Source organism: Streptomyces sp. NPDC058683 (genome assembly GCF_042716195.1).
In the GTDB taxonomy this organism is placed as follows: domain Bacteria; phylum Actinomycetota; class Actinomycetes; order Streptomycetales; family Streptomycetaceae; genus Streptomyces.
In genome coordinates this window covers 79,071-100,216 of sequence record NZ_JBHXSK010000007.1, presented here as the reverse complement: position 1 = coordinate 100,216, position 21,146 = coordinate 79,071, and the positions used below count along the sequence as shown (strand labels likewise).

General features: G+C 71.7%; 20 protein-coding genes. 14 read left to right on the top strand and 6 right to left on the bottom strand.

Annotated elements, in window-relative coordinates:
* Positions 1 to 103: 103 nt before the first annotated feature.
* The 7 genes from ACFWXC_RS09640 (at position 104) to ACFWXC_RS09610 (ending at position 6,703) form a co-directional block, all read left to right on the top strand.
* Positions 104 to 886, top strand: a complete 783-nt coding sequence (locus tag ACFWXC_RS09640; RefSeq protein ID WP_384475738.1) for a LamB/YcsF family protein — start codon at positions 104 to 106, stop codon at positions 884 to 886.
* On the top strand, positions 886 to 1,599 hold the full coding sequence (locus ACFWXC_RS09635; protein ID WP_384475735.1) for an allophanate hydrolase subunit 1: 714 nt from the start codon (positions 886 to 888) through the stop codon (positions 1,597 to 1,599). Before ACFWXC_RS09640 ends, ACFWXC_RS09635 begins: the two co-directional genes overlap by 1 nt.
* A complete protein-coding gene (locus ACFWXC_RS09630; RefSeq protein WP_384475732.1) occupies positions 1,592 to 2,572 on the top strand; it encodes a biotin-dependent carboxyltransferase family protein in 981 nt (326 codons plus the stop codon). Before ACFWXC_RS09635 ends, ACFWXC_RS09630 begins: the two co-directional genes overlap by 8 nt.
* Before the next feature lie 76 nt (positions 2,573 to 2,648).
* Positions 2,649 to 3,959, top strand: coding sequence for an MFS transporter (locus tag ACFWXC_RS09625; RefSeq protein ID WP_384475729.1), 1,311 nt, complete (start codon positions 2,649 to 2,651; stop codon positions 3,957 to 3,959).
* Positions 3,960 to 4,017: 58 nt separating this feature from the next.
* Positions 4,018 to 4,761 (top strand): SDR family oxidoreductase, encoded by a 744-nt coding sequence (locus ACFWXC_RS09620; RefSeq protein WP_384475726.1) that lies wholly within the window; start codon positions 4,018 to 4,020, stop codon positions 4,759 to 4,761.
* A 1-nt stretch (position 4,762) separates the two neighbouring features.
* Positions 4,763 to 5,992 carry an aspartate transaminase gene (locus ACFWXC_RS09615; RefSeq protein ID WP_384475723.1) on the top strand — a complete coding sequence of 410 codons (1,230 nt, stop codon included), beginning with the start codon at positions 4,763 to 4,765 and terminating at the stop codon, positions 5,990 to 5,992.
* Positions 5,993 to 6,028: 36 nt separating this feature from the next.
* A complete protein-coding gene (locus ACFWXC_RS09610; RefSeq protein ID WP_384475720.1) occupies positions 6,029 to 6,703 on the top strand; it encodes a 4-carboxy-4-hydroxy-2-oxoadipate aldolase/oxaloacetate decarboxylase in 675 nt (224 codons plus the stop codon).
* 7 nt (positions 6,704 to 6,710) lie between these two features.
* On the opposite strand, the gene ACFWXC_RS09605 is transcribed toward ACFWXC_RS09610, so the two are convergent.
* Positions 6,711 to 7,220, bottom strand: a complete 510-nt coding sequence (locus tag ACFWXC_RS09605) for a DinB family protein (RefSeq protein WP_384475717.1) — start codon at positions 7,218 to 7,220, stop codon at positions 6,711 to 6,713.
* A 52-nt stretch (positions 7,221 to 7,272) separates the two neighbouring features.
* A complete protein-coding gene (locus tag ACFWXC_RS09600) occupies positions 7,273 to 8,064 on the bottom strand; it encodes a DUF4239 domain-containing protein (RefSeq protein ID WP_384475714.1) in 792 nt (263 codons plus the stop codon).
* Between the two features lie 183 nt (positions 8,065 to 8,247).
* On the opposite strand from ACFWXC_RS09600, the gene ACFWXC_RS09595 reads away from it, so the two are divergent.
* On the top strand, positions 8,248 to 9,636 hold the full coding sequence (locus tag ACFWXC_RS09595; protein ID WP_384475711.1) for a DUF3500 domain-containing protein: 1,389 nt from the start codon (positions 8,248 to 8,250) through the stop codon (positions 9,634 to 9,636).
* On the opposite strand, the gene ACFWXC_RS09590 is transcribed toward ACFWXC_RS09595, so the two are convergent.
* The 4 genes from ACFWXC_RS09590 to ACFWXC_RS09575 all read right to left on the bottom strand — a co-directional run bounded on the left by ACFWXC_RS09590 (position 9,608) and on the right by ACFWXC_RS09575 (position 13,373).
* Positions 9,608 to 11,293, bottom strand: a complete 1,686-nt coding sequence (locus ACFWXC_RS09590; protein ID WP_384475708.1) for a SpoIIE family protein phosphatase — start codon at positions 11,291 to 11,293, stop codon at positions 9,608 to 9,610. The two genes, ACFWXC_RS09595 and ACFWXC_RS09590, sit on opposite strands and share 29 nt — an antisense overlap.
* Before the next feature lie 620 nt (positions 11,294 to 11,913).
* Positions 11,914 to 12,498 (bottom strand): DUF5994 family protein, encoded by a 585-nt coding sequence (locus tag ACFWXC_RS09585; protein ID WP_384475705.1) that lies wholly within the window; start codon positions 12,496 to 12,498, stop codon positions 11,914 to 11,916.
* A 113-nt stretch (positions 12,499 to 12,611) separates the two neighbouring features.
* Positions 12,612 to 12,896 carry a hypothetical protein gene (locus ACFWXC_RS09580; RefSeq protein WP_384475703.1) on the bottom strand — a complete coding sequence of 95 codons (285 nt, stop codon included), beginning with the start codon at positions 12,894 to 12,896 and terminating at the stop codon, positions 12,612 to 12,614.
* 132 nt (positions 12,897 to 13,028) lie between these two features.
* Positions 13,029 to 13,373 carry a hypothetical protein gene (locus ACFWXC_RS09575; RefSeq protein ID WP_384475700.1) on the bottom strand — a complete coding sequence of 115 codons (345 nt, stop codon included), beginning with the start codon at positions 13,371 to 13,373 and terminating at the stop codon, positions 13,029 to 13,031.
* A 387-nt stretch (positions 13,374 to 13,760) separates the two neighbouring features.
* On the opposite strand from ACFWXC_RS09575, the gene ACFWXC_RS09570 reads away from it, so the two are divergent.
* The 6 genes from ACFWXC_RS09570 (at position 13,761) to ACFWXC_RS09545 (ending at position 21,109) form a co-directional block, all read left to right on the top strand.
* Positions 13,761 to 14,789, top strand: coding sequence for an acyl-CoA desaturase (locus ACFWXC_RS09570; RefSeq protein ID WP_384475697.1), 1,029 nt, complete (start codon positions 13,761 to 13,763; stop codon positions 14,787 to 14,789).
* Positions 14,790 to 14,830: 41 nt separating this feature from the next.
* Positions 14,831 to 15,283 (top strand): DUF5994 family protein, encoded by a 453-nt coding sequence (locus ACFWXC_RS09565; RefSeq protein ID WP_384475694.1) that lies wholly within the window; start codon positions 14,831 to 14,833, stop codon positions 15,281 to 15,283.
* Positions 15,284 to 15,554: 271 nt separating this feature from the next.
* A complete protein-coding gene (locus ACFWXC_RS09560; protein WP_384475691.1) occupies positions 15,555 to 16,826 on the top strand; it encodes an extracellular solute-binding protein in 1,272 nt (423 codons plus the stop codon).
* 59 nt (positions 16,827 to 16,885) lie between these two features.
* On the top strand, positions 16,886 to 17,737 hold the full coding sequence (locus tag ACFWXC_RS09555) for a carbohydrate ABC transporter permease (protein WP_384476130.1): 852 nt from the start codon (positions 16,886 to 16,888) through the stop codon (positions 17,735 to 17,737).
* Entirely contained in the window at positions 17,734 to 18,654 is a 921-nt protein-coding gene (locus ACFWXC_RS09550) for a carbohydrate ABC transporter permease (protein WP_384475688.1), read from the top strand. Before ACFWXC_RS09555 ends, ACFWXC_RS09550 begins: the two co-directional genes overlap by 4 nt.
* A 100-nt stretch (positions 18,655 to 18,754) precedes the next feature.
* Positions 18,755 to 21,109 (top strand): glycoside hydrolase family 3 N-terminal domain-containing protein, encoded by a 2,355-nt coding sequence (locus ACFWXC_RS09545; RefSeq protein WP_384475685.1) that lies wholly within the window; start codon positions 18,755 to 18,757, stop codon positions 21,107 to 21,109.
* Positions 21,110 to 21,146 lie beyond the last annotated feature (37 nt).

The following is a 21,146-nucleotide window of genomic DNA, read 5'->3' as shown; positions in this document are numbered from 1 at the left end:
CAGCCACGTTAACCGCGTTTCGGATTCATTTCCCCGGCTCCCCCTTTTTCCCGGTTCCCCGATTCCCCGGTTCCCCGGTTTTCCATTCCTGGCGGAGGACGACATGACACACACGGTCGATCTCGTGGCCGACCTCGGCGAGGGGTACGGCCCCTGGACCATGGGGGACGACGAGGCCCTCCTCTCCGTCCTCACCTCGGCCAACATCGCCTGCGGCTTCCACGCCGGCGACCCGCGGATCATGGACGCCACCGTCCGCCACTGCGTGGACCGCGGAGTCGCCGTCGGCGCACACCCCAGCTTTCCCGACCGCGTCGGCTTCGGCCGCCGCGCGATGGACCTGACCCCGGACGAGGTCCGCACCGACGTCCTCTACCAGGTCGGCGCGCTCCAGGCGTTCGCCGCCGCGCACGGCACCCGGGTAGGGCACGTGGCCCCGCACGGCCGGCTCGGCAACCTGGTCGCCACCCGGCAGGACTACGCGGTCGCCGTGACCGAGGCGGTCGCCTCCCTCGACCCCTCGCTGATCGTCCTGGCGCAGGACGGCGAACTCGCCGACGCCGCCCGCGCCCGTGGCCTGCGCGTCGCCGTCGTCGGCATCGCCGACCGCGCCTACCAGGACGACGGCACCCTCGTCCCGAGGAGCGCACCCGGAGCCGTCGTCCACGACGAGCGGGAGATCGCCGAACGCACGGTCCGGATGGTGACCGAGGGCGTCATCCGCAGCGTCGGCGGCCGTGACATCCCCGTCGACTGCGACACCGTCCTGCTGCACGGCGACACGCCCGGCGCCCTCTCCCTCGCCCACCTCATCCGCAAGGAACTCCTGGCGGCGGATGTCGGGATCGCCCCGCTGACCGCCGTACTCGACGGGAAGAGCGCCTGATGAACGGCGGCATCCGCGTCGCGGACTGCGGTGACTCGGCCCTCGTGGTGAAGGCCGGGGGCGCCGGGGCCTGGCGGCTCGTCCACGCCCTCGCCGACGCGGTCGAGACGGCGGCGGTGGCCGGCGTGTACGGCATCGTCCCGGCCTACGACTCCCTCCTCGTCGAGTTCGACTGCGCCGCCACGGACCACGACACGGTCCGCCGCGCCCTGCGGCGGGCGACCGTCCGGCTCACCGACGGCGCGCCCCCGGCGCCGTCCCCCCGGCGCTTCACCGTCCCGGTGGTCTACGGCGGCGAGCACGGCCCCGACCTCCCCGTCGTCGCGGACCGACTCGGCCTGACCGAGCGGGAGGTGGTGGAGCTGCACACCGCCCAGGACCTGACCGTGCGCTGTCTGGGCGCACCCGTGGGGGCGCCGATGATGGACGGTCCCGCGTTCCCGGCACCGGTGCCGAGGCTGGCCTCGCCGCGGACCAGCGTGCCGCCCGGCTCGGTCGCGGTGGCCGGCCGGCAGGCCGTGATCTGCCCGCTGCGGTCCCCCGGCGGCTGGCCCCTCCTCGGCCGTACCCCGCTGCGCGTCCTCGACCTCGACGCCGAGCCGCTGACGCCGTACCGGCCGGGCGACACCTTCCGGTTCGTGCCGATCACCGCGCAGCAGTGGCGCGACCACGACGGCGCGCTGCTCACGGCCGAGGCGGTGGCGCATGGCTGACACCCTCACCGTCCACCGCGCCGGACTCACGACCCTCCAGGACCTCGGCCGCCCGGGCCGCTCCCGCCACGGCCTCCCCGTCAACGGCGCGCCCGACCAGTACGCCGCCCGCGTCGCCAACGTCCTGACCGGCAACGACGAGAGCGCGCCGCTGCTGGAGATCACCGCGGCGGACTTCGGCTGCACGCCCTCCGCCGACGTCCTCGTCGCCGTGACGGGCGCCCCCGCCGACCTCACCGTCGACGACGTCCCGCGCCCCCGCTGGGAACCCGTCGTCGTCCGCGCGGGCGAGACGATCCGCGTCACCGGCATCAGGGTCGGCGTCCGCGCCTACCTCGCCGTCCACGGTTCGCTGGAGTCGCCGTACCTGCTGGGCAGTTGCGCCCCCGACACGATCCTCGGCTTCGGCCGCACCCTGCGCGACGGCGACCAGATCGCCGTACGGACGGCCCTTCGCGCCCCGGTTGGCCACCCGGTCTACGGCATTCCGCTGTTCCGTACGCAGGCGTCCGTACCGCGTCTCGCGGAGTCGACGGCATGGACGGTCGACGTCACCGACGGTCCCGACCTGGCGGAGTTCGGCGACTCGGCGGACCGGCTGTTCCGCTCGGAGTTCACCGTCACCCCGCGGAGCAACCACATCGGCCTGCGCATGTCCGGTGACGTGCCGCGCAGGACCGCGACCGGCGAGGTGCTCTCCCGCGGCGTCCCCGTCGGCGCGATCGAGGTCCCCGCGGGCGACGAACTGCTCGTCCTGCACCGGGGCCGCGGTGTCACCGCCGGCTATCCCGTCCTCGCGGTCGTCACCTCGACCGGCCTGGACGCGCTCGGCCAGGCCCGCCCCGGCCAGGCCGTCCGCTTCCGGCGCCGGACGGTCGCCGAGGCGGTGGCCGCGTACCGCTTACAGCGCGCCGGTATCGAGGCCCTGAAGACCCGCGTCCGCACGGTGTTCGACGCCCACCGCATCCCGTGACCTCCCCATGCACGTCCCCGCACGTCCGTGACACCCCGTCCCCGAAAGCGCACGAACGTCATTGAAGGAGACCGCCATGGCCACCGTGGCCGCACAACCGACCCCCAACACGGTCGATCCGCGAACCGCTCGCAAAGTCACCCTCGCCGGCTGCGTCGGCATCTTCGCCGAGCTCTACGACAACGGCATCTTCGGCTTCATGGCGGGCACCCTCGGTGCCGTCTTCTTCCCCGACTCGGCCAACGCCGTCCAGCTGGTCTTCCTCGGCTACGCCGTCTCCTTCTTCTTCCGCCCGCTCGGCGGTGTCATCTGCGGCCACCTCGGCGACCGCATCGGCCGGCAGCGGATGCTCGTCTTCGTGATCATGCTGATCAGCGCGGCGACGGCGGCCATCGGCCTGCTGCCGACCTACGCGGCCATCGGCATCGCCGCGCCCGCCCTGCTGATCCTGCTCCGGGTCGCCCAGGGCTTCTCGGTCGGCGGTGAGGCGTCCGGCGCGATGAGCTTCCTCGCCGAGCACGCGCCGGAGGGCAGGCGCGGCCTCTACACCAGCTACGCCCAGATCGCCTCCTTCCTCTCCCTGCTCACCGGCACGCTCATCGCCGCCGCGCTGACCAGCGGCCTCGGCGCGGACCGGATGGAGTCCTGGGGCTGGCGGATCCCGTTCCTGCTGGCCGTCCCGCTCGGCGTCACCGGCATCTACATCCGCAGGCGGATCAGCGACACCCCGAACTTCACCCGCCTCCAGGAGAGCGGCGGCCTGGCGAGGAACCCGCTGAAGGAGGCGTTCTCCTCCGCCGAGCACCGCCGCGCGATGCTCCTCGCCCTCTTCATCCCGCTGATGAACGGCTCCGGCTACTACGTCCTGTTCAGCTACATGCCGACCTTCATGAGCAGCGAGCTCCACTTCAGCAAGGTGCAGGGCCTGCTCGTCACCGCGAGCAGCCTGGTCGCCATCTCGGTCGCCATCCCCTACATGGGCCGGCTCTCCGACCGGGTCGGGCGCAAGAAGGTCCTCGCGGGCGCCGCGATCGCCATGGCGGTGGTCGCGATCCCCTGTTACCTGCTCATCGGCACCGGCAACGTCCCGCTCGCCGTCCTCGGCGCGTGCGTCATGGCCGTCGTCTTCGCGGGCCACACCGGCGTCATCCACATCCTGCTCGTCGAGCTCTTCCCGACCCGGGTGCGCTACTCCGCCTACGGCCTCGGCTACAACATCTCCTCCGCCCTCTTCGGCGGCACCGCACCCCTGCTGATGACGTGGCTCATCGCCGAGACCGGCAACGTCAACATGCCCGCCTTCTACGCCGTCGTCACCGCGCTGGGCACGCTCGCCGCCGTGTCCAGGGTCCAGGACAGGGCGCACCAGCCCCTGCGCGACGCGTGATCACGCCGTCCACACCACCCACTCCACCCCCCACCCCGCACCTCTGGGAGTAGTTCACATGCCCTTCTCCGACTACAAGACCGCGCTCGTGACCGGTGCCTCCACCGGAATCGGGGCCGTGGTCGTCGAGCGCCTGGTGAAGCAGGGGCTCGAAGTCCACGCCGTGGCCCGCAACGCCGACCGCCTCGCCGACCTGGCCCGGCGCACCGGCTGCGTGCCGCACGCCGTCGACATCACCGACACCGCCGCCCTGACCGAGACCCTGCGGGACATCGAGGTCGACGTCCTCGTCAACAACGCCGGGGTCTCCCGCTCCGGGAACATCCTCACCGCCGACGAGTTCGCCGTCGACGAGCAGGTGGCGGTCAACATCCAGGCGATACTGCACCTCGTCCGCCTGCTCATGCCGGGGATGGTGGAACGCGACCTCGGGCACATCGTCAACATCAGTTCGATCGCGGCCGTCTACAACTTCGGCGGCAACACGATCTACCACGCCACCAAGGCGGCCGTACACACCCTTTCCCGGCAGCTCCGCGTCGACGGCTACGGCCACCGCATCCGCGTCACCGAGATCTGCCCCGGCCGGGTGGAGACGGAGATCTTCGGCCGGCTGCTCGGCGACATGGAGGAGGCCCAGCGCGTCTACTACGACGGCTACGAGTCCCTCAAGCCGGAGGACATCGCCGACGCCATCGACTTCGCCATCGACTCACCGCGCCATGTGAACATCGGCCACGTGGAGATCCTGCCGACCTTCCAGGTGCCGGGCGGCCTCAACTTCGAACGGCGGGCCGACTGACATGGCCGACACCGCAGTGACGGCCCTGGCCCGGCGGGTCGACCGCATCAAGCCCTCCCCCAGCACGGCAGCCGCCCAACGCGTCCGCGAACTCAAGGCGCGGGGCCACCGGATCCTCGACCTCACGGTCGGCGAACCGGACTTCGACACCCCCGGCCACGTCAAGGCGGCGGCGATCGAGGCGATCGGCCGGGGCGAGACCAAGTACACGCCCGTGAACGGCACCCCCGAACTCCGGGCCGCCATCGCCGGCAAGCTCACCCACCGCCACGGACTGACCTACGCCCCCGACCGGATCACCGTCGGCGGCGGGGCGAAGCAGATCATCTTCCTCGCCCTGATGGCCACGCTCGACGCGGGCGACGAGGTCATCGTCCCCGCCCCGTACTGGGTGTCGTACCCCGACATGGTCCTCGCCAACGACGGCACCCCGGTCGTCGTCCCCTGCCCGGAGACCGACGGCTTCAAGCTGACGCCGGACCGCCTGGAGTCCGCGATCACGGACGCCACCCGCTGGCTGATCCTCAACGCCCCGAACAACCCGACGGGCGCGGCCTACACCCCGGCCGAACTCCGCGCCCTGGCCGACGTGTTGCTGGCCCACCCGCACGTCCTCGTCCTCACCGACGAGATCTACGACGAGATCTGGTACGGCGACGGGGGCCCCGGCGGACTCCCCACCACCCTCGCCGCGGTCGAACCCCGCCTCACCGAGCGGGTGTTCCTCACCAACGGCGTCTCCAAGACGTACGCCATGACGGGCTGGCGGATCGGCTACGGCGCCGGCCCGGCCGACCTGGTCGGCGCCGTCAACAAGCTCCAGTCCCAGATCTCCTCCTGCCCCTCCTCGGTCAGCCAGGCGGCCGCCACGGCCGCGCTCACCGGCGACCAGGGCTTCATCGACGACTGCGTCGCCGTCTACCGGGCCCGCCGGGACGAGACGGTGAAGATGCTGACCGACATCCCGGGCCTGACCTGCACGCCACCGAGCGGCGGCTTCTACGTCCTGGTGAACTGCACGGGACTGCTGGGCCGGCACACCCCGGCCGGCGAACGCATCGGCACGGACGAGGAGTTCGCCGCCCACCTCCTGGAGTCGCAGCAGGTGGCGTTGATCCACGGGGCGGCCTACGGAGCCCCCGGCTACTTCCGCATCTCCTTCGCGACGTCGAGCGCGGTCCTGACGGAGGCCTGCGAACGCCTCTCCACCGCCTGCGCCGCCCTGACCTGACCGTTGCCCCTTGTTCCGCTCCTCGGAGAGAGACCCATGCTGCGTGTGAACACGAAGTTCGACCGCCCCGATCCGGACCTGGTCGAGCGACTCGGCACCTACTCCTCGGCCACCGTCCACGAGGCGCAGGGCAGGCTCGGCGCCCTGAGCTCGAAGATCAAGCCGGTGGCGGACACCATGTCCCTGTGCGGCCCCGCCTTCACCGTGCGCTGCGCGCCCCGGGACAACATCATGCTCCAGGTGGCCATCGCGCACGCCCGGCCCGGCGACGTCATCGTCGTGTCCGCCGGTGAGTACGCGGAGGCGGGCTCCTTCGGCGACGTACTGGCCAACGCCTGCGTGGCCAAGGGCCTCGGCGGGCTGATCACCGACACCGGTGTCCGCGACACCCGGGAACTGCGCGACCTGGGCTTCCCGGTGTTCTCCCTCGGCGTCTCCATCAAGGGCACGGTCAAGGAGACCGTGGGCCCCATGGCGGAGCCCGTCCTGGTCGGCGGCGAGGTGATCCGCCCGGGCGACGTGGTGCGCGGTGACGCCGACGGTGTCGTGGTCGTCCGCCGCGAGGACCTGGCCGACGCGGTCCGCCTCTCCCAGGAGCGCGTCGACGCCGAGACCGCGTACATCGCCGCCTACCGGTCCGGAAAGAGCGTCATCGAGGTCAGCGACCTCGCCGCGGTCCTCGAAGCGAAGGGCCTGGTCATCGAGGAGTGACGCCGGTTCAGGCGCCTACGCTCCCGTCGATGCCCTCCCGCAGGAAGTCGGCGTGTCCGTTGTGGCGGCCGTACTCCAGGAGGACGTGGGTCATCACCATCCGCAGCGACACCTCCTCCTGCCACCTCGGCTGATATCCGGCCCGGTCCAGGGAGTCGGCCTCGCGTTCGATCCGGCGCGAGGTCTCCACCTCGGCCTCCCAGGCCGTGAACGCCTCCTCCCGGGTCGACCTGCTCGCGTCGTACGCCGCCTGGAAGTCGACCTTGTCGGACCAGACCATGGGCGCTTCGTTGTCCTCGAACACCCGCCGGAACCAGGTGCGTTCCACCTCCGCCATGTGCCGCACCAGGCCGAGCAGCGAGAGCGTGGACGGCGGCATCGACTGCCGCCGCAGCTCCTCGTCGGTGAGCCCCTCGCACTTCATGGCGAGGGTGGCCCGGTGGTAGTCGAGAAAGGCCCGCAGCGTGTCGCGTTCGTCTCCGAAAGCGGGCGGTCCTATGCGGTTGTCGCTGGTCACTGACCGTACTCCTTGTCCATTCCGGCGTCGGGGGGGCAGCAGCGTCGTCGCCTCACCGTGGCCAGTATTGGGCAAGGGCCCCTTCCCGGTACGGGGCGGGGCTGACGCTGAGGTCGCCGGCGAAGGGGCGGTCCAGGACGAAGACCAGGAGCAGGCTGAAGCCGACGAGTCCGGCGACCGAGGCGACGAACAGGATCTGGACCCGCAGTTTGCGCATGCCGTAGAGGAACGTGAGCGGCACCAGGACCAGCGCACCGCCGACGGCCAGGGCCTGGAGCAGCGGCGGAAGTTCCTGGCGCGCCATGGTGATGCGGGCCCGCCGCTGGGAGGCCACGTCGTCGAGATGGCCGACGGCCTGCTCGTAGAAGACCTGCTCCTGCTCGGTCTTCGGGCCGTACGTCTGGAACACCCGGAAGGCGGCCTGGAGATGGGTCTCGGTGGCCCCGTAACTGGGGTGCCCCGCGCGCATCCGGGGCCACTGGTCCTCGACGACCGCGTGGACGTAGCCGCTCAGGGCGGCGTCGAGACGGTCCCGCACCGACGCCGGGAACGAACCGGCGTCGCGCGAGATGAGCGCCACGTCGGTGGCCTCGGAGGCGACGATGGTCTGGGTGTCCTCCAGCTGCGTCCACAGGGTGACGATCACGAACGCGAGGATGATTCCGTAGATGGCGCCGAACATCCCCAGCGTCACACCGACCATGTCGTTGTGCTCACCGCGGGCCAGCGACGGGTACCTGCGGCGCAGCACCACACTGCCGGCGACGGCCAGGACGACAGTCCCCCCGACGGTGAAGACGGCCAGCGTGAAGGTGCTGAAGTGGTTGAGCAGCCATAGGGACATGTGCGCGGAGTCTAGACAGGACAGAACACCCCAAAACCGCCGCTCCGGTAAGCGGCTGCGGGTATACGGGAAGAAGTTCACACCACCGAGTGAGAGCCGGTCCGTGGCGAGCGGGACGAACTCCTATCCGATGCACAGGGCCCTGCCAGGCAGGCTTTAATCGCCGACGAAATCGTCAACGACATGCCCGACTCAACGCACGGACACAAGCCGAGAACCCCGGCCGCCCACCGCTCCCGCCGCTGGTTCATGAACAAGGCCCTCCTCGCCGGCGGCGTCTCCGCCGTCGCGGTCATGGGTGGCTATGCCGCCACCATGGCCAGTGCCGACGAAGCGTCCTCCACCGACGCCGCCGCCGACGCCACGGCGAGCGCCTCCCCGTCCGGCCCGCCTGCCGGCGGCGGCTTCGGACAGACCATCGCGTACGACGACTTCGTCGGCGTCACCACCGACGGCACCGTCGTCGACGACCTGTACGCGATTCACCGGACCGGCGTCTCCACCACCCCGGTGGTGCGCGCCGCGTCGGCCTTCGTGAACTCGCTGACCGACGAGCAGAAGTCGGCCACGCTCTACGACATCGACTCCGACCAGTGGCTCGACTGGACCAACGTCGACTCCAACGACCGCGACGGTCTCGCCCTGCGCGACATGGGCGACAAGCAGTACAAGCTCGCCGTCAAGCTGCTCAGGGCCGCGCTGTCCGCGCGCGGGCTGGAGAACGCCACCCAGATCCGCAAGCTCAACCACTTCCTCGGTGAGTACAGCGGCGACACCTCCAAGGCGCTCAACTACGACGCCTACTGGTTCACGATCATGGGCACCCCGTCGCCGACCGAGGCATGGGGCTTCCAGTTCGAGGGCCACCACCTGGTCGTCAACTACTTCGTCCTGGGCGACCAGGTCGTCGCCACGCCGACCTTCCGCGGCTCCGAGCCGACGAAGATCACGTACGACGGTGTCGACTACCACCTCTTCCGCGAGGAGACCGCCGCCGGCCTCGGACTGCTGCGCTCGCTCGACGACACCCAGCTCGCCACCGCCGCCCCCGGCACCGAGACGAAGACCGGCACCAACCTGGTCGCCGGCGCCGGCAACGACAACGCCGTCCTGCCGTACAAGGGCATCAAGGGCTCGGCCCTGCACCGCAGGCAGCAGAAGCTGCTGCTCGACCTCGTCGAGGTCTACACCGGCACCATCGACGAGGGACACGCGCGGGTGTGGCTGCGTGACATCGAGAAGCACCTCGACGACACGTACTTCTACTGGATCGGGGAGTCCGAGGACGACTCGGCGTTCTACTACCGGGTGCACTCCCCCGTCGTACTGATCGAGTACGACGCCGAGTCGCCACTCGCGTACCACGAGGACGAGGCCTCCAGCTCAGCCTCCGCCACCGCTTCGGCATCTGCCTCGGCCTCCGCGTCCGCCTCGCCGGGCCCGGGTGGCGGCGGCACGGGCGGCCCGAACGGCACCCCCACCCAGCAGCACATCCACACCATCATCCGCACCCCCAACGGCAACGACTACGGCGTGGACCTGCTCAGGCTCCACCTGGCGACCGACCACTGACGGCCGCCGACTCGTCGCACGGCACGGGCCCGGACGCATCCGGCAGGCGCAGGGCGAGGAGGGCCACGTCGTCGGTGCTGCCGGGCGGCATGCGGGCGAGCAGTTGGTCGCACAGCGTGTCCAGCGGCTCCTGGGCGAGCGCGAGGGCGTGGCGGCGCAGCCCGCTCAGGCCGGTGCCGAGGTCGCTGCCGGGGACCTCGACCAGCCCGTCGGTGTAGAGCAGCAGGGTGGAGCCCGGTGGCAGGGACTGCGTGGCGTCGGGCCGGCTCGCTTCGGTATCCAGGAGGGCGCCGAGGAGGATTCCCTGTCCGGCTTCGAGGTAGCGCGCGTGTCCGCCCGGGGTCAGGAGGAGCGGCGGCGGATGTCCGGCGCTGGTCCACCGCAGGGTCCACGGCCCGGTGTGCGGGTGGCCTTCGACCCGGGCGAGGACGAGGGTGGCCATGGAGACGGTGGTGATGGCGGGCATGGCGTCGTCGAGACGGTCGACGACGGCGCCGGGCGGCCCGGTGTGGTCCCAGGCCAGTGAGCGCAGGATGCCGTGCAGTTGGGCCATCCCGGCCGCCGCGGTCAGGTCGTGGCCCACGACGTCGCCGATGACCAGCGCGAGCGTGCCGTCCTTCAACTCGAACGCGTCGTACCAGTCACCGCCGACCTGGGAGCCGGCCGGGGCGGGCTGGTAGCGGGCGGCCAGCCGCAGGCGGCCGGGCTGGGGCAGCGGGGCGAGCAGGTTGCGCTGCATGGCCTCGGCGACGGCGCGCTGGCGGCCGAACCGCCGTGCGTTGTCGATGACCAGGCCGACCCGGCGCCCGATGTCGCTCACCACCCCCAGGTCGGCGGTGTCGAAGGGGTGTGCCGGGTCGGTGCGCACCAGCGTCAGGGCGCCGGTGATCTGCTCTCCGGAGCCCAGCGGCACCGTGATGGCGGACCTCGCACCCACCCTCCGCAGGAACCCGCTGTACGCCGCGGCCAGCGGGGAGCCGGGCGGCGCGGCCGTGCGGGCCTCGTCCTGAAGCACGGGATCACCGCTGTTCAGTACGTGGACGAGAGGTGAGCGGTCCCCCTCCCCGGGTTCGGGAAGCCGCTCGCGCGCGCCCTCCAGTGCGGCGTCCCGGCCCGCGGGACCGGTCACCGCCATGCGCCGGACCTGCCCGGAACGGGTCAGGAGGTCGATCGCCGCCCAGTCGGCCAGGCGGGGAACCAGCAGGCGGCCCAGCCGGGCGAGGGCCTCGTCCGTCTCCAGGGTCTGGCCCAGTACGTCGCTGATCTCCGCGACCAGCGTCAGCCGCTCGTTGAGGTCCTCCAGGGCGCTCGTGTAGGCCGCACGTTCCCGACGCGCGCCGTGGTCGCCCGTGACGTCGGTGAACATCAGGGCGATGCCCTTGAAGGTGCCGCCGTCCCGCAGGGGAGAAGCGGACCAGGAGATCGTGATCAGGTGGCCGTCACCGCGCAGATAGCTGTCGCCCTCCCCGCGCGCGGGGGCCTTCTCGGCCAGCGTCTGGAGCAGGGGGCACCGCTCCCGCAGGAGCGTGCCGCCGCCCGCGTCCCGGTGCAGCAGATCGTGCGCGTCCCGTCCGCGCATGTCGGTGGCGGCACGGCCCAGCAGCCGCTCGGCGGCCGGGTTGAGGGCGACGATCCGTCCGTCCGGATCCAGCACCATCAGGGCCGTGCTCAGCTGGGCGACGATTTGCCACCAGAAACCCGGCTCGGCCGCCGGCCACGACCGCCCCTCGTCTCCCGCACCAGGTACCGCACCCGCACCACGCACCCGCCACCACGCACCCTCCAGCCGTCGCGGCCCCGCACCGGAGCCCGCGGGCACGTCAGGGAAACCGACACACCAGTGTCCGATGGTCCCCCGGCCGGAGCCCGCCCGCGTGGCCGACACGACGATCCGTTCCCGCACCTCCCGAGTACCCGCCCCACCCGGCAGTCACCGTCGACGGACGGAACCCCGCCCGGCGCGCGAGGAAGCGCCGCACCGCGTGGAAGAGCCGCACCGCGGAGAAGAGCGCACCGCGAGGAAGCACCGCACCACGGAGAAGAGCGCACCGTGGAGAATCGCCGCACCGCGAAAAAGCGCACACCGCGGAGAAGCACCGCACCGCGGAGAAGCACCGCACCGCGAGGAAGCGCCGCACCGCCGAGAAGATCACGCAGGCCCCGGCGTCCCGGGCGGTCCCGCCGGGCCGGCCGCTCTCCTCCCCGGTCGTCACGAGCCGCATCCCCTGATGCGCCGGCATGACCGTCACCGGTTGTCTCCCCGGGCCCGCTGCTTCGTCAGGGGCAGAGCAGGAGAGCGGCGGGGGCGCCGCCGGTCTCGTCCTTCCCGGGCTCCGGGATTCCGAGGCGGGCCCGTTCCGCCGCCATGAGCATGGCCGCGGTCATCGGCGGGCCGGTGTCCGCACTCGCGGCAGCCATCAGCCGGGCGGCCGCGAGGGTGCCGGTCTCCGGGGGGATCACGAGGAGGTCCCAGCGGCCCGTGGTGTAGGAGAGCAGCAGGATCTCGTGCGGATCCAGCTCCGAGGCGGACCAACCGACCTTCACCACATGGCCGTTGGCGGACATCCTGGGTGGCAGGACCGGCCAGTGGCGGGGGTGGACCGCGATACGGGTGATCCGTCCCCACAGCGGATCCAGCATGTCCGCCAAGGCGGAGAGCTCGCTCGGCAGGTCACGTGAACGGGGCCACCAGGCACCGTCCAACCCGCCGGGCCCTCGGGAAGGGCTCACGGATTTCAGCGCGAGGCGCGCGGTCGGAACCCTGAAGGGACTGGACGGACTGGACGGACTGGACGGACTGGAGGGACTGGAGGGACCGGACGGAACGGGCCGTGGCGAGACGCGAGGCGTGGTTGCGGACATTGCGCGGACCCGTCCCCGGGCCCCTGCGCAAGGGCAGCCGCCCGGTGTCGTCGCTCACCGGGAACGGCACCGGCGTCGGAGCCGGTGTGCGAAGTGCTCCCGGTGGTTTCACGCTACTCCGCGCCGGCGCCGGAGGAGCCGTTCCCGGACGCCGTCCCGCCTCCGCGGTTGGCTCGCTGCCCCGACTGGCTGGTTTCGAGCCAGGACCGTGCGGGTTCTGCCGCGCGGGTGGTGTCCACGGTGAGGTCGAGGAGGGTTCCTCCGTCGGGGCCCGCGGGATAGCTGCGCTGCTCGGTGGCGGCGAAGCAGTGGCGCAGTACCTCCGCCACCCTGCGGGCGACCTCGGGCGAGGCGGCGACGATGCGGACCGCGGCATACCCGTCCGAGGGTGTTTTCATGGACTGCACGGCGACCTCGGAGTTCGGTGTCCCGGTATGAGACGGACTCGGACTGGATCTTCCACTCTACTCCGGCGTGTCCCACGGCCCCCCGGACGACCGGCGGAGTCCCCGGCCTCCGCCGGACAGGCCCTAGGTGCGCATCAGCCGCTGGGTGAGCTCCCGGTACTGCCGCAGCGCGAACCGGAGTTCGGCGGAGTCGGTCTCGGGGTCCCGGTCCTGCCAGCCCGCGCGGAGGACCTGCCGGAGCTCCGCAAGGGCCTTCGTGAGCTGGGCGGCGGCTTCGTCGAAGGCGCCCTCGGCCTCCTCCAGGGCCTCGCGCGGGGTGTCCGCGAAGGTGTTGACGGCATGTCCGAGGCGGCGCACGATCTCATCCCGTTCTTCCGGGGGGAGCAGCGGCTCCGGGCCCGTGGTGCGGCGTTCGCCGGAGCCCGGAGGCCGGTCCGCGGGCTGCTGGGCGCGTGTCTGGTCGTACATCGTCGTGTGTACCGCTTCCGTTGCGATGGGTGGGCACCGCCTGAAGACGCCCTTCGCGTCACCTTCTCGACGGCCTGCCCCAGGCTTCCGGGGACCCGGTCGGCCCTGCCCTTCATGGCCCGGCCCTCGGTCGTCCTGCCAGTCAATGTCCGGCGACGACGAGTGTCAACGCGACGCGGGGCCCGGCGCGTCCGGCCGGCGGGCGCCCGTCGGCGCACTCCGGGTATCCCGCGCGCGAGGAGTACGAGGGAGTACGTTGGGGGGAGCGAGGGTGCGTCGTGCCTACCGACAGGCCGTCTCCAGCACGCCACCCATCCCCAGGGGCAGTCCGTGACCCCGGCCGCACCTCCTTCCCGGCGGCCTTCGCCCAGGTCAAGGAACCCCACCATGCCGTCCACTCCCATAGCCCCCAAAGCCCCCGTGCCCCCTACCGCCCCCGTCGCCCCGAGCCCGCCGGGCACCGCCGCGCCGCCCGGGGGCTACGACGGCATCTCGCCCTTCCCGCCGGACGGACCGGCGCCCGCGCGCGAAGGCGGGGAACGGCTGTACGTGACCGTGACGGCGGCGATCGTCGTCCTGCCGTTCGTGGCTCTCGGCCTGGTCGGCTGGCTGCTGTGGGGCCGGCTCGTCCACCCCGCAGACATCCTGCTCGCCGCCGTCTTCTACACGGTCACCGGCCTGGGCGTCACGGTCGGCTTCCACCGCGGTCTCACGCACGGCGGCTACCGTGCGGTGCGTCCCGTGCGCATCGCGCTCGCGGTGGCCGGTTCGATGAGCTTCCAGGGTGACGTGATCGGCTGGGTCGCCACCCACCGCCGCCATCACGCCTTCACCGACCGGCCCGGCGACCCGCACTCCCCGTACCGCTACGGCACACACCTGCGCGGCCAGCTGCGCGGACTCCTGCACGCCCACGTCGGCTGGCTGTTCCGCAACGACCGTACGCCTGCGGATCGTTACGCCCCGGACCTGCTCGCCGACCCCGACATCCGTGCCGTCTCGCGCGCCTTCCCGCTGCTGTGCGTCCTCACCCTCGCCCTGCCGTTCGGGGCGGGCTGGGCCATCGGCGGCAGCTGGGTGTACGGCCTGACCGCCCTGCTGTGGGCGGGACTTGTCCGCATCGCGCTCCTCCACCATGTCACCTGGAGCGTCAACTCCCTGTGCCACATGATCGGGGAGCGCCCCTTCCGCACCCGCCGCCACGACCGCGCCACCAACCTGTGGCCGCTCGCCCTGCTCTCCTTCGGGGAGAGCTGGCACAACCTCCACCATGCCGACCCGACCAGCGCCCGGCACGGCGTCGACCGCGGCCAGATCGACCCGTCGGCCGCCGTCATCCGCCTCCTGGAGCGCCTCGGCTGGGTGTACGACGTGCGCTGGCCGACTCCGGACCGGGTCGCCGCGCGTCGCGCCTGACGGCAACCACGCATCCACCTACGGCAGTTGGCAGGAGCCTCATGACCACCGCACTGCAGCCCGCGCTTCCGTCCCATCCCGTCCTCCGCCTGCACCTGGCGCCCCACGGCGACCTGCCCCGGTCCATCGACGGAGCATGGTGGCCGCGCTCCTACGACCTCCTCGTGGAACTCCCGCGACTGCTGGCCGGGTTGCCGCGTGACTGGGGCCATATCACCAGCGTCACCGTCAACGGAAGGGTGTGGTCCGCGACGCCCGGCCGGATACTCGTCTCCAACCAGGTCGTACGACTGCGCAGAGCCCTGGCGGTGAACGCCCCGCACACCGTCGTCCTGCTCGCCCCCGGCCGCGGACGCTGGGACCTGGTGGTCGTGCCTCCGGACACCGCCGAGGACGCCGCGGAGTCGCTCATGGCGGCCGCGGCGGGTGCCCTCGGGCACGCTGCCGGGCACGCCGCCGGGGACGACCTCGGGGATGACCTCGGGGAAAGCTGACCCGGGCGCCTCGCCGCCGTATCTCCCGCCACTTGCCACGGTTCGCGAAAATGTTTCGTAACCGAGGCATTTCCCTCGCTTGTCCCTGCCGTGAATCCCGTGTCAGTGTCCCGGCCAGCAGGCAGGCCGTCGGCAACGTCGCGTACGAAAGCCTTTCGTACGAGTCCCCGATCTGCCTCGCTCACCGACGGTATGGGGATACAAGAGAGGCACGACCATGCGGAGAACACCGGTCAGCGGACATCTCGAAGGCCCGCGCATTCGTCGCGTCGTGGCATCCGCCGTAACCCTGGCGGCGGCCATGGCCCTTGCCGCGTGCGGGACTTCGGGACCGTCGACGTCCTCGTCGGCGAAGGGTCTGACGATGTGGGCGCTCAGCGACCAGACGATCCTCAAGGAGTCGGTCGACGCCTACAACAAGGACCACCCGGACGCGCAGATCACCCTGCGGCTCTTCGCGAACGACGACTACAAGCAGAAGCTGCGCGTCGCCTTCGGTGCGAGCCAGGCCCCGGACATCTTCTTCAGCTGGGGCGGCGGAGCGCTCGGCGACTACGTCAAGGCCGGCAAGGTCGACGCGCTGACGCAGGCCGAGGCGGGCACGGACCGGTACACCCCGAGCGTGATGCAGAGCGCCACCTTCGACGGCAAGGTCTACGGCGTCCCCGCCAACGGCCTCGCCCCGGTCGTCCTCTACTACAACAAGACGGTCCTCAAGGACGCGGGCGTCCAGCCGCCGAAGACGTACGACGACCTGCTGGCGGCCGTGAAGAAGCTCAAGGGCAAGGGCGTGACCCCGCTGTCCCTCGCCGCGAACTCCAAGTGGCCGACGCTGATGTACCTGGAGTACCTGCTCGACCGGCAGGGCGGCTCCGACGTCTTCACGAAGATCGCCTCCGGTGACTCCGCGGGGTGGCAGGACGCGTCGGTCACCAAGGCCAACCAGTACCTCCAGGACCTGGCGAAGGCCGGTGCCTTCGGCGACAACGCCTCCTCCGTCAACTACGACCAGGGCGCCTCCACGGCCCTCCTCTACACCGGCAAGGCCGCGATGGAGGTGATGGGCACCTGGGAGTACGCCAACATAGCCAAGGCCGCCCCGGACTTCCTGAAGAAGGGCGACCTCGGCTACACCGCCTTCCCGTCGCTGTCCGGCGGCGCCGGAGACCCGAAGAGCATCGTCGGCAACCCCTCGAACTTCCTGTCCCTGAACTCCTCGACGAAGAACAGGTCGGCCGCCCTGACCTACCTCAAGGACTACGTCCTGGACGGCTCCCAGGTCGACGCCTATCTCGCCGCCGGCAGTGTGCCGCCGGTCAAGGGCCTGGAGTCGAAGCTGGCCGCGGTGAAGTCGTCGTCCGACAAGCAGTGGCTGACGTTCGTCTACGACCTGGTGCAGAACGCCCCGGGCTTCCAGCTCTCCTGGGACCAGGCACTGCCCTCCGACCAGGCGGACCCGCTGCTGACCAACACCGACAAGTCGTTCCTGCGGCAGATCTCGCCCGCCGAGTTCGGTACGAACATGAGCAAGGCGGGGTCGTGACCGTCACCACGACCACCGTGCGCCGGAGAGGGGGCACCGGATCCGGCTCCGGCCTCCTCATGGCCGCTCCCGCCCTCCTCCTCTTCGGCCTGTTCGGTCTCGTCCCCCTCGTCGGCGTGCTGGCGCTCAGCCTCGCCGACTGGGACGGCCTGGGCTCCATCGGCTGGGCCGGCTTCGCCAACTGGGGCGACGTCCTGACCGACGGCGCGACCTGGCAGGCGCTCTGGCTCACCGTCAAGGTGATGGCGGTGAGCTGGCTGGTCCAGACGCCGATCGCGCTGGCCCTGGGCGTCTTCCAGGCGCCGAGGGGAAAGGTGCGGGCGCTGTTCGCCGTGCTGTTCTTCCTGCCGCTGCTGCTGTCCGCGGTGGCGATCGGCCTGACCTGGCAGGCGCTGCTCGATCCGTCCTTCGGCATCGGCGCCACACCCGGTCTGCACTGGCTGGCGAAGCCGCTGCTCGGCTCGCCCGACCTCGCGCTGTATACGGTGATCTTCGTGATCGCCTGGCAGTTCGTGCCGTTCCACGCACTGCTCTACCAGGCCGGGATACGGCAGATCCCCACCGCCCTGTACGAGGCCGCCGCCCTCGACGGCGCGGGACCGGCGGCCCGCTTCCGGCACATCACCCTGCCGCAGCTGAAGTACACGATGGTCACCTCCAGCACCCTGATGCTGGTCGGCTCGCTGACCTACTTCGACCTGGTCTTCGTGCTGTCCGGCGGAACCGGCGGCCCCGGCACCGCCACCCGCGTCCTCCCCCTGGCCATGTACATCACCGGATTCCAGTCCCACGACATGGGCCGGGCCAGCGCCGTCGCCACCCTCCTGGTGGTCGTCGGCCTCGGCCTGTCGCTGCTGACCACCCGGCTGTCCGGCTTCACCCGGATGGACAGCCGGCAGGAGGGCATGTGAGCACCACCGTGACCAAGGCCCGCGCCGCCACCGCACCGGACGCCCTCCCCGCCCGGGGCACGGCGGCCCCCGGCCCGGTGCGGCCCAACCCCGTGCCCGGCATCCTCCGCCGCGCCCTCAGCGGCAGCGCGACCCTCGTGTGGACGGCGATCGTCGTCGTACCCGTCTACTGGCTGGTCGTCACCAGCCTGCGCGCCCGCGCCGACTTCACCACCGACAGCCCCCTGGCGCTCCCCGCCCACCCGACGTTCGACAACTACCGGGCCGTGCTGGACGGCGACTTCACCACCTACCTGCTCAACAGCGTGATCGTCACCGCCGGGACGGTGGTGCTCGCGGTCGCCTTCGCCCTGATGGCCGCGTTCGCGATCGTCCGGGGCGCCGGCAGCCGGCTGTCCCGGCTCTCCTTCCGGCTGTTCCTGCTGGGCCTGGCGATCCCGTTGCAGGCCGTGATCATCCCCGTGTACCTGCTGATCATCAGGATGCAGCTCTACGACAGCCTGCTCGCGATCGTGCTTCCGTCGGCCGCGTTCGCGCTGCCGATCACCGTGATGATCCTGGTGAGCTTCCTGCGGGACGTGCCCCGCTCGCTGTTCGAGGCCATGATCGTCGACGGCGCGGGTGACTGGCGCATGCTCTGGTCGCTGGCGGCGCCACTGGCCCGCCCGGCCCTGATGACGGTCGCCGTGTACGACGGACTCCAGGTCTGGAACGGCTTCCTCTTCCCCCTCATCCTCACCCAGAGCGGCGACAAGGCCGTACTGCCGCTGGCCCTGACCCTCTACAAGGGCCAGTTCGGCATCGACGTACCGGCCACCATGGCCGCGGTGGTGCTCTCCACCCTCCCGATGCTCGCGCTGTTCATCCTCGCCCGGCGCCAGCTCGTCGCCGGCCTCACCGCCGGCTTCTCCAAGTGACCAAATAGCCCATAGCACTGCGCAGTTGATCCCCGCACGACGGCCGGGCCCCGTGCCCGGCCCCGTCGGCATGCCCGCGCAACTCCCCGAGGAGTCGTGAATGACGACCACCATGCCCGACCACGGCGACCTCCCCCAGGAGGAGGACGGCCGCCCCTGGACCGACCCCGCCCTCCCCGTCGCCGAACGGGTCGAGGCACTGCTCGCCCGGCTCACCCTCGCCGAGAAGGTCGCGCAGCTCAGCAGCGCCTGGGAGGACGTCGAACCGGCCGGACCCGAGGTGGCACCGGGCACCAGCATCTTCGACCGGGTCGGCGACCTCGCCGAGACCGCCCGGCACGGCCTGGGCCAGCTCACCCGCCCGTACGGCACCCTGCCCCGCCCCGCCCTGGAACACTCCCGGGCACTGGCCGACCGCCAGCGGCAGGTCATCGCGCAGAGCAGGCTCGGCATCCCGGCCATGGCCCACGACGAATGCCTCACCGGGTTCACCGCCTACGGGGCGACGATCTACCCCACCTCCCTCGCCATGGCGGCCACCTTCGACCCGGAGCTGATCCGGCGGGTCGGCGCGGCCATCGGCGCCGACATGGCCGAGGCCGGCGTCCACCAGGGGCTCTCCCCGGTCGTCGACGTGATCCGGGACTACCGCTGGGGCCGCTGCGAGGAGACCTACGGCGAGGACCCGTACCTGGTCGGGGAGATGGGCGAGGCGTATGTCACCGGTCTGCAGAGCGCGGGCGTGTACGCCACCCTCAAGCACTTCGCCGGGTACTCCGCCTCCATGGGCGGCCGCAACCACGCCCCCGTCCAGGCCGGACCCCGCGAACTCCACGACGTCCTCCTGCCGCCGTTCGAGCGCCTGGTCGCAGCGGGCGTGCGGTCGGTCATGAACTCGTACGCCGAGATCGACGGCGAGGCCCCCGCCGCCAGCCGCCGCCTGCTCACCGACGTCCTCCGGGACGCCTGGGGCTTCGAGGGCACCGTCGTCTCCGACTACTGGTCGCTGCCCTTCCTGGTGACCGCCCACCGGGTGGCCGCCGACCTGCCCGACGCCGGGGTGCTCGCGCTGCGCGCCGGGATGGACGTCGAACTGCCCGACCAGCGCGGCTTCGGCGACGCGCTCGTGCACGCGGTGGAGCAGGGCGCGGTGGACGAGGAGCTGGTCGACCGCTCGGTGCGCCGGGTGCTGCGCCAGAAGGCCGAACTCGGCTTGTTGGACGCGGACTTCGACCCACGGTCCCCCGCCCTGCGCGCGGGCGCACTGGACCTGGACAAGCCGGGCAGCCGTGCGCTCGCCCTGGCCGTGGCCCGGTCGAGTGCCGTGCTTCTCTCGAACGACGGCAGCCTGCCGCTTCCGTCCGGCGGCCGGATCGCGCTGATCGGCCCCTGCGCCGACGACGCCCGCACGATGTTCGGCTGCTACAGCTTCCCCAACCATGTCCTCGCCGGCCGCGACGACCTCGGCAACGGTGTCGAGGCCGTCCCGCTCCGCACCGCGCTCGCCGAGGAACTCCCCTCCATGGAGTGGGAGTTCGCCCAGGGCTGCCCGGTCCGGGACGAGGACCGCTCCGGCGTGCCCGCCGCCGTGGCGGCCGCGACCGCCGCCGATCTCACCGTCCTGGTCGTCGGCGACAAGGCGGGCATGTTCGGCATCGGCACCTCCGGCGAGGGCTGTGACGTGGAGGATCTCCGGCTGCCGGGCGTCCAGGAGGAGCTGGTCGAGGCGGTCCTGGCGACCGGGAAGCCCGTCGTGCTGGTCGTGAGCAGCGGGCGGCCCTATGCCGTGGGCCGGTTCGCGTCCGCCGCCGCGGCCATGGTGCAGGTGTTCCTGCCGGGCGAGGAGGGCGGCCGGGCGGTGGCCCAACTCCTCGCCGGGAAGGCGAACTTCAGCGGCAAGCTGCCCGTGCAGATCCCCACCTCGCCGGGCGGCCAGCCGTACACCTATCTCCACCCGCCGCTCGGCGACCGGCAGAGCTTCCTGTCCAACCTCGACCCGACGCCCGCGTTCCCCTTCGGGCACGGGCTCTCGTACACGACGTTCGAGGTCGACCAGCTGTCCGTGGACCGTGAACAGGTACCCACGGACGGGGAGTTCGCAGTGCGTGTGCGGGTGCGGAACACGGGGGCGGTCGCGGGCGCCGAGACCGTCCAGCTGTACGCGATCGACCCGGTCGCCCAGGTGACCCGCCCGGTGCGCGCGCTGCTGGCCTTCGCCAAGGTGGACCTCGCACCCGGCGAGGAGGCGACGGTCCGCTTCCACGTCCACACCGACCGCCTGGCCTTCACCGGCCTGGCCGGCCGGCGCGTCGTGGAGCCCGGCGAGATCCTGCTGGAGGCGGGCTCCTCCAGCCTGGACACCCCGGTACGGACCGCGATCCGGCTGGTGGGCGAGGAGCGGGACGCGAGGGTGCTGCGGCAGCACGGGGTGCCGGTGAGCGTCGAGCGGGCGTAGCGACGGGTACGAGAAGGCGGCGCCACCGGTGGATGCG

Excerpts from the sequence above, each read along its gene's own strand:
- ACFWXC_RS09640 (WP_384475738.1), top strand. The coding sequence starts at position 104 with ATGACACACACGGTCGATCTCGTGGCCGACCTCGGCGAGGGGTACGGC.
- ACFWXC_RS09635 (WP_384475735.1), top strand. The coding sequence starts at position 886 with ATGAACGGCGGCATCCGCGTCGCGGACTGCGGTGACTCGGCCCTCGTG.
- ACFWXC_RS09630 (WP_384475732.1), top strand. The coding sequence starts at position 1,592 with ATGGCTGACACCCTCACCGTCCACCGCGCCGGACTCACGACCCTCCAG.
- ACFWXC_RS09625 (WP_384475729.1), top strand. The coding sequence starts at position 2,649 with ATGGCCACCGTGGCCGCACAACCGACCCCCAACACGGTCGATCCGCGA.
- ACFWXC_RS09620 (WP_384475726.1), top strand. The coding sequence starts at position 4,018 with ATGCCCTTCTCCGACTACAAGACCGCGCTCGTGACCGGTGCCTCCACC.
- ACFWXC_RS09615 (WP_384475723.1), top strand. The coding sequence starts at position 4,763 with ATGGCCGACACCGCAGTGACGGCCCTGGCCCGGCGGGTCGACCGCATC.
- ACFWXC_RS09610 (WP_384475720.1), top strand. The coding sequence starts at position 6,029 with ATGCTGCGTGTGAACACGAAGTTCGACCGCCCCGATCCGGACCTGGTC.
- ACFWXC_RS09600 (WP_384475714.1), bottom strand. The coding sequence starts at position 8,064 with ATGTCCCTATGGCTGCTCAACCACTTCAGCACCTTCACGCTGGCCGTC.
- ACFWXC_RS09595 (WP_384475711.1), top strand. The coding sequence starts at position 8,248 with ATGCCCGACTCAACGCACGGACACAAGCCGAGAACCCCGGCCGCCCAC.
- ACFWXC_RS09590 (WP_384475708.1), bottom strand. The coding sequence starts at position 11,293 with ATGGTGCTGGATCCGGACGGACGGATCGTCGCCCTCAACCCGGCCGCC.
- ACFWXC_RS09585 (WP_384475705.1), bottom strand. The coding sequence starts at position 12,498 with ATGTCCGCAACCACGCCTCGCGTCTCGCCACGGCCCGTTCCGTCCGGT.
- ACFWXC_RS09580 (WP_384475703.1), bottom strand. The coding sequence starts at position 12,896 with ATGAAAACACCCTCGGACGGGTATGCCGCGGTCCGCATCGTCGCCGCC.
- ACFWXC_RS09575 (WP_384475700.1), bottom strand. The coding sequence starts at position 13,373 with ATGTACGACCAGACACGCGCCCAGCAGCCCGCGGACCGGCCTCCGGGC.
- ACFWXC_RS09570 (WP_384475697.1), top strand. The coding sequence starts at position 13,761 with ATGCCGTCCACTCCCATAGCCCCCAAAGCCCCCGTGCCCCCTACCGCC.
- ACFWXC_RS09565 (WP_384475694.1), top strand. The coding sequence starts at position 14,831 with ATGACCACCGCACTGCAGCCCGCGCTTCCGTCCCATCCCGTCCTCCGC.
- ACFWXC_RS09555 (WP_384476130.1), top strand. The coding sequence starts at position 16,886 with ATGGCCGCTCCCGCCCTCCTCCTCTTCGGCCTGTTCGGTCTCGTCCCC.
- ACFWXC_RS09545 (WP_384475685.1), top strand. The coding sequence starts at position 18,755 with ATGACGACCACCATGCCCGACCACGGCGACCTCCCCCAGGAGGAGGAC.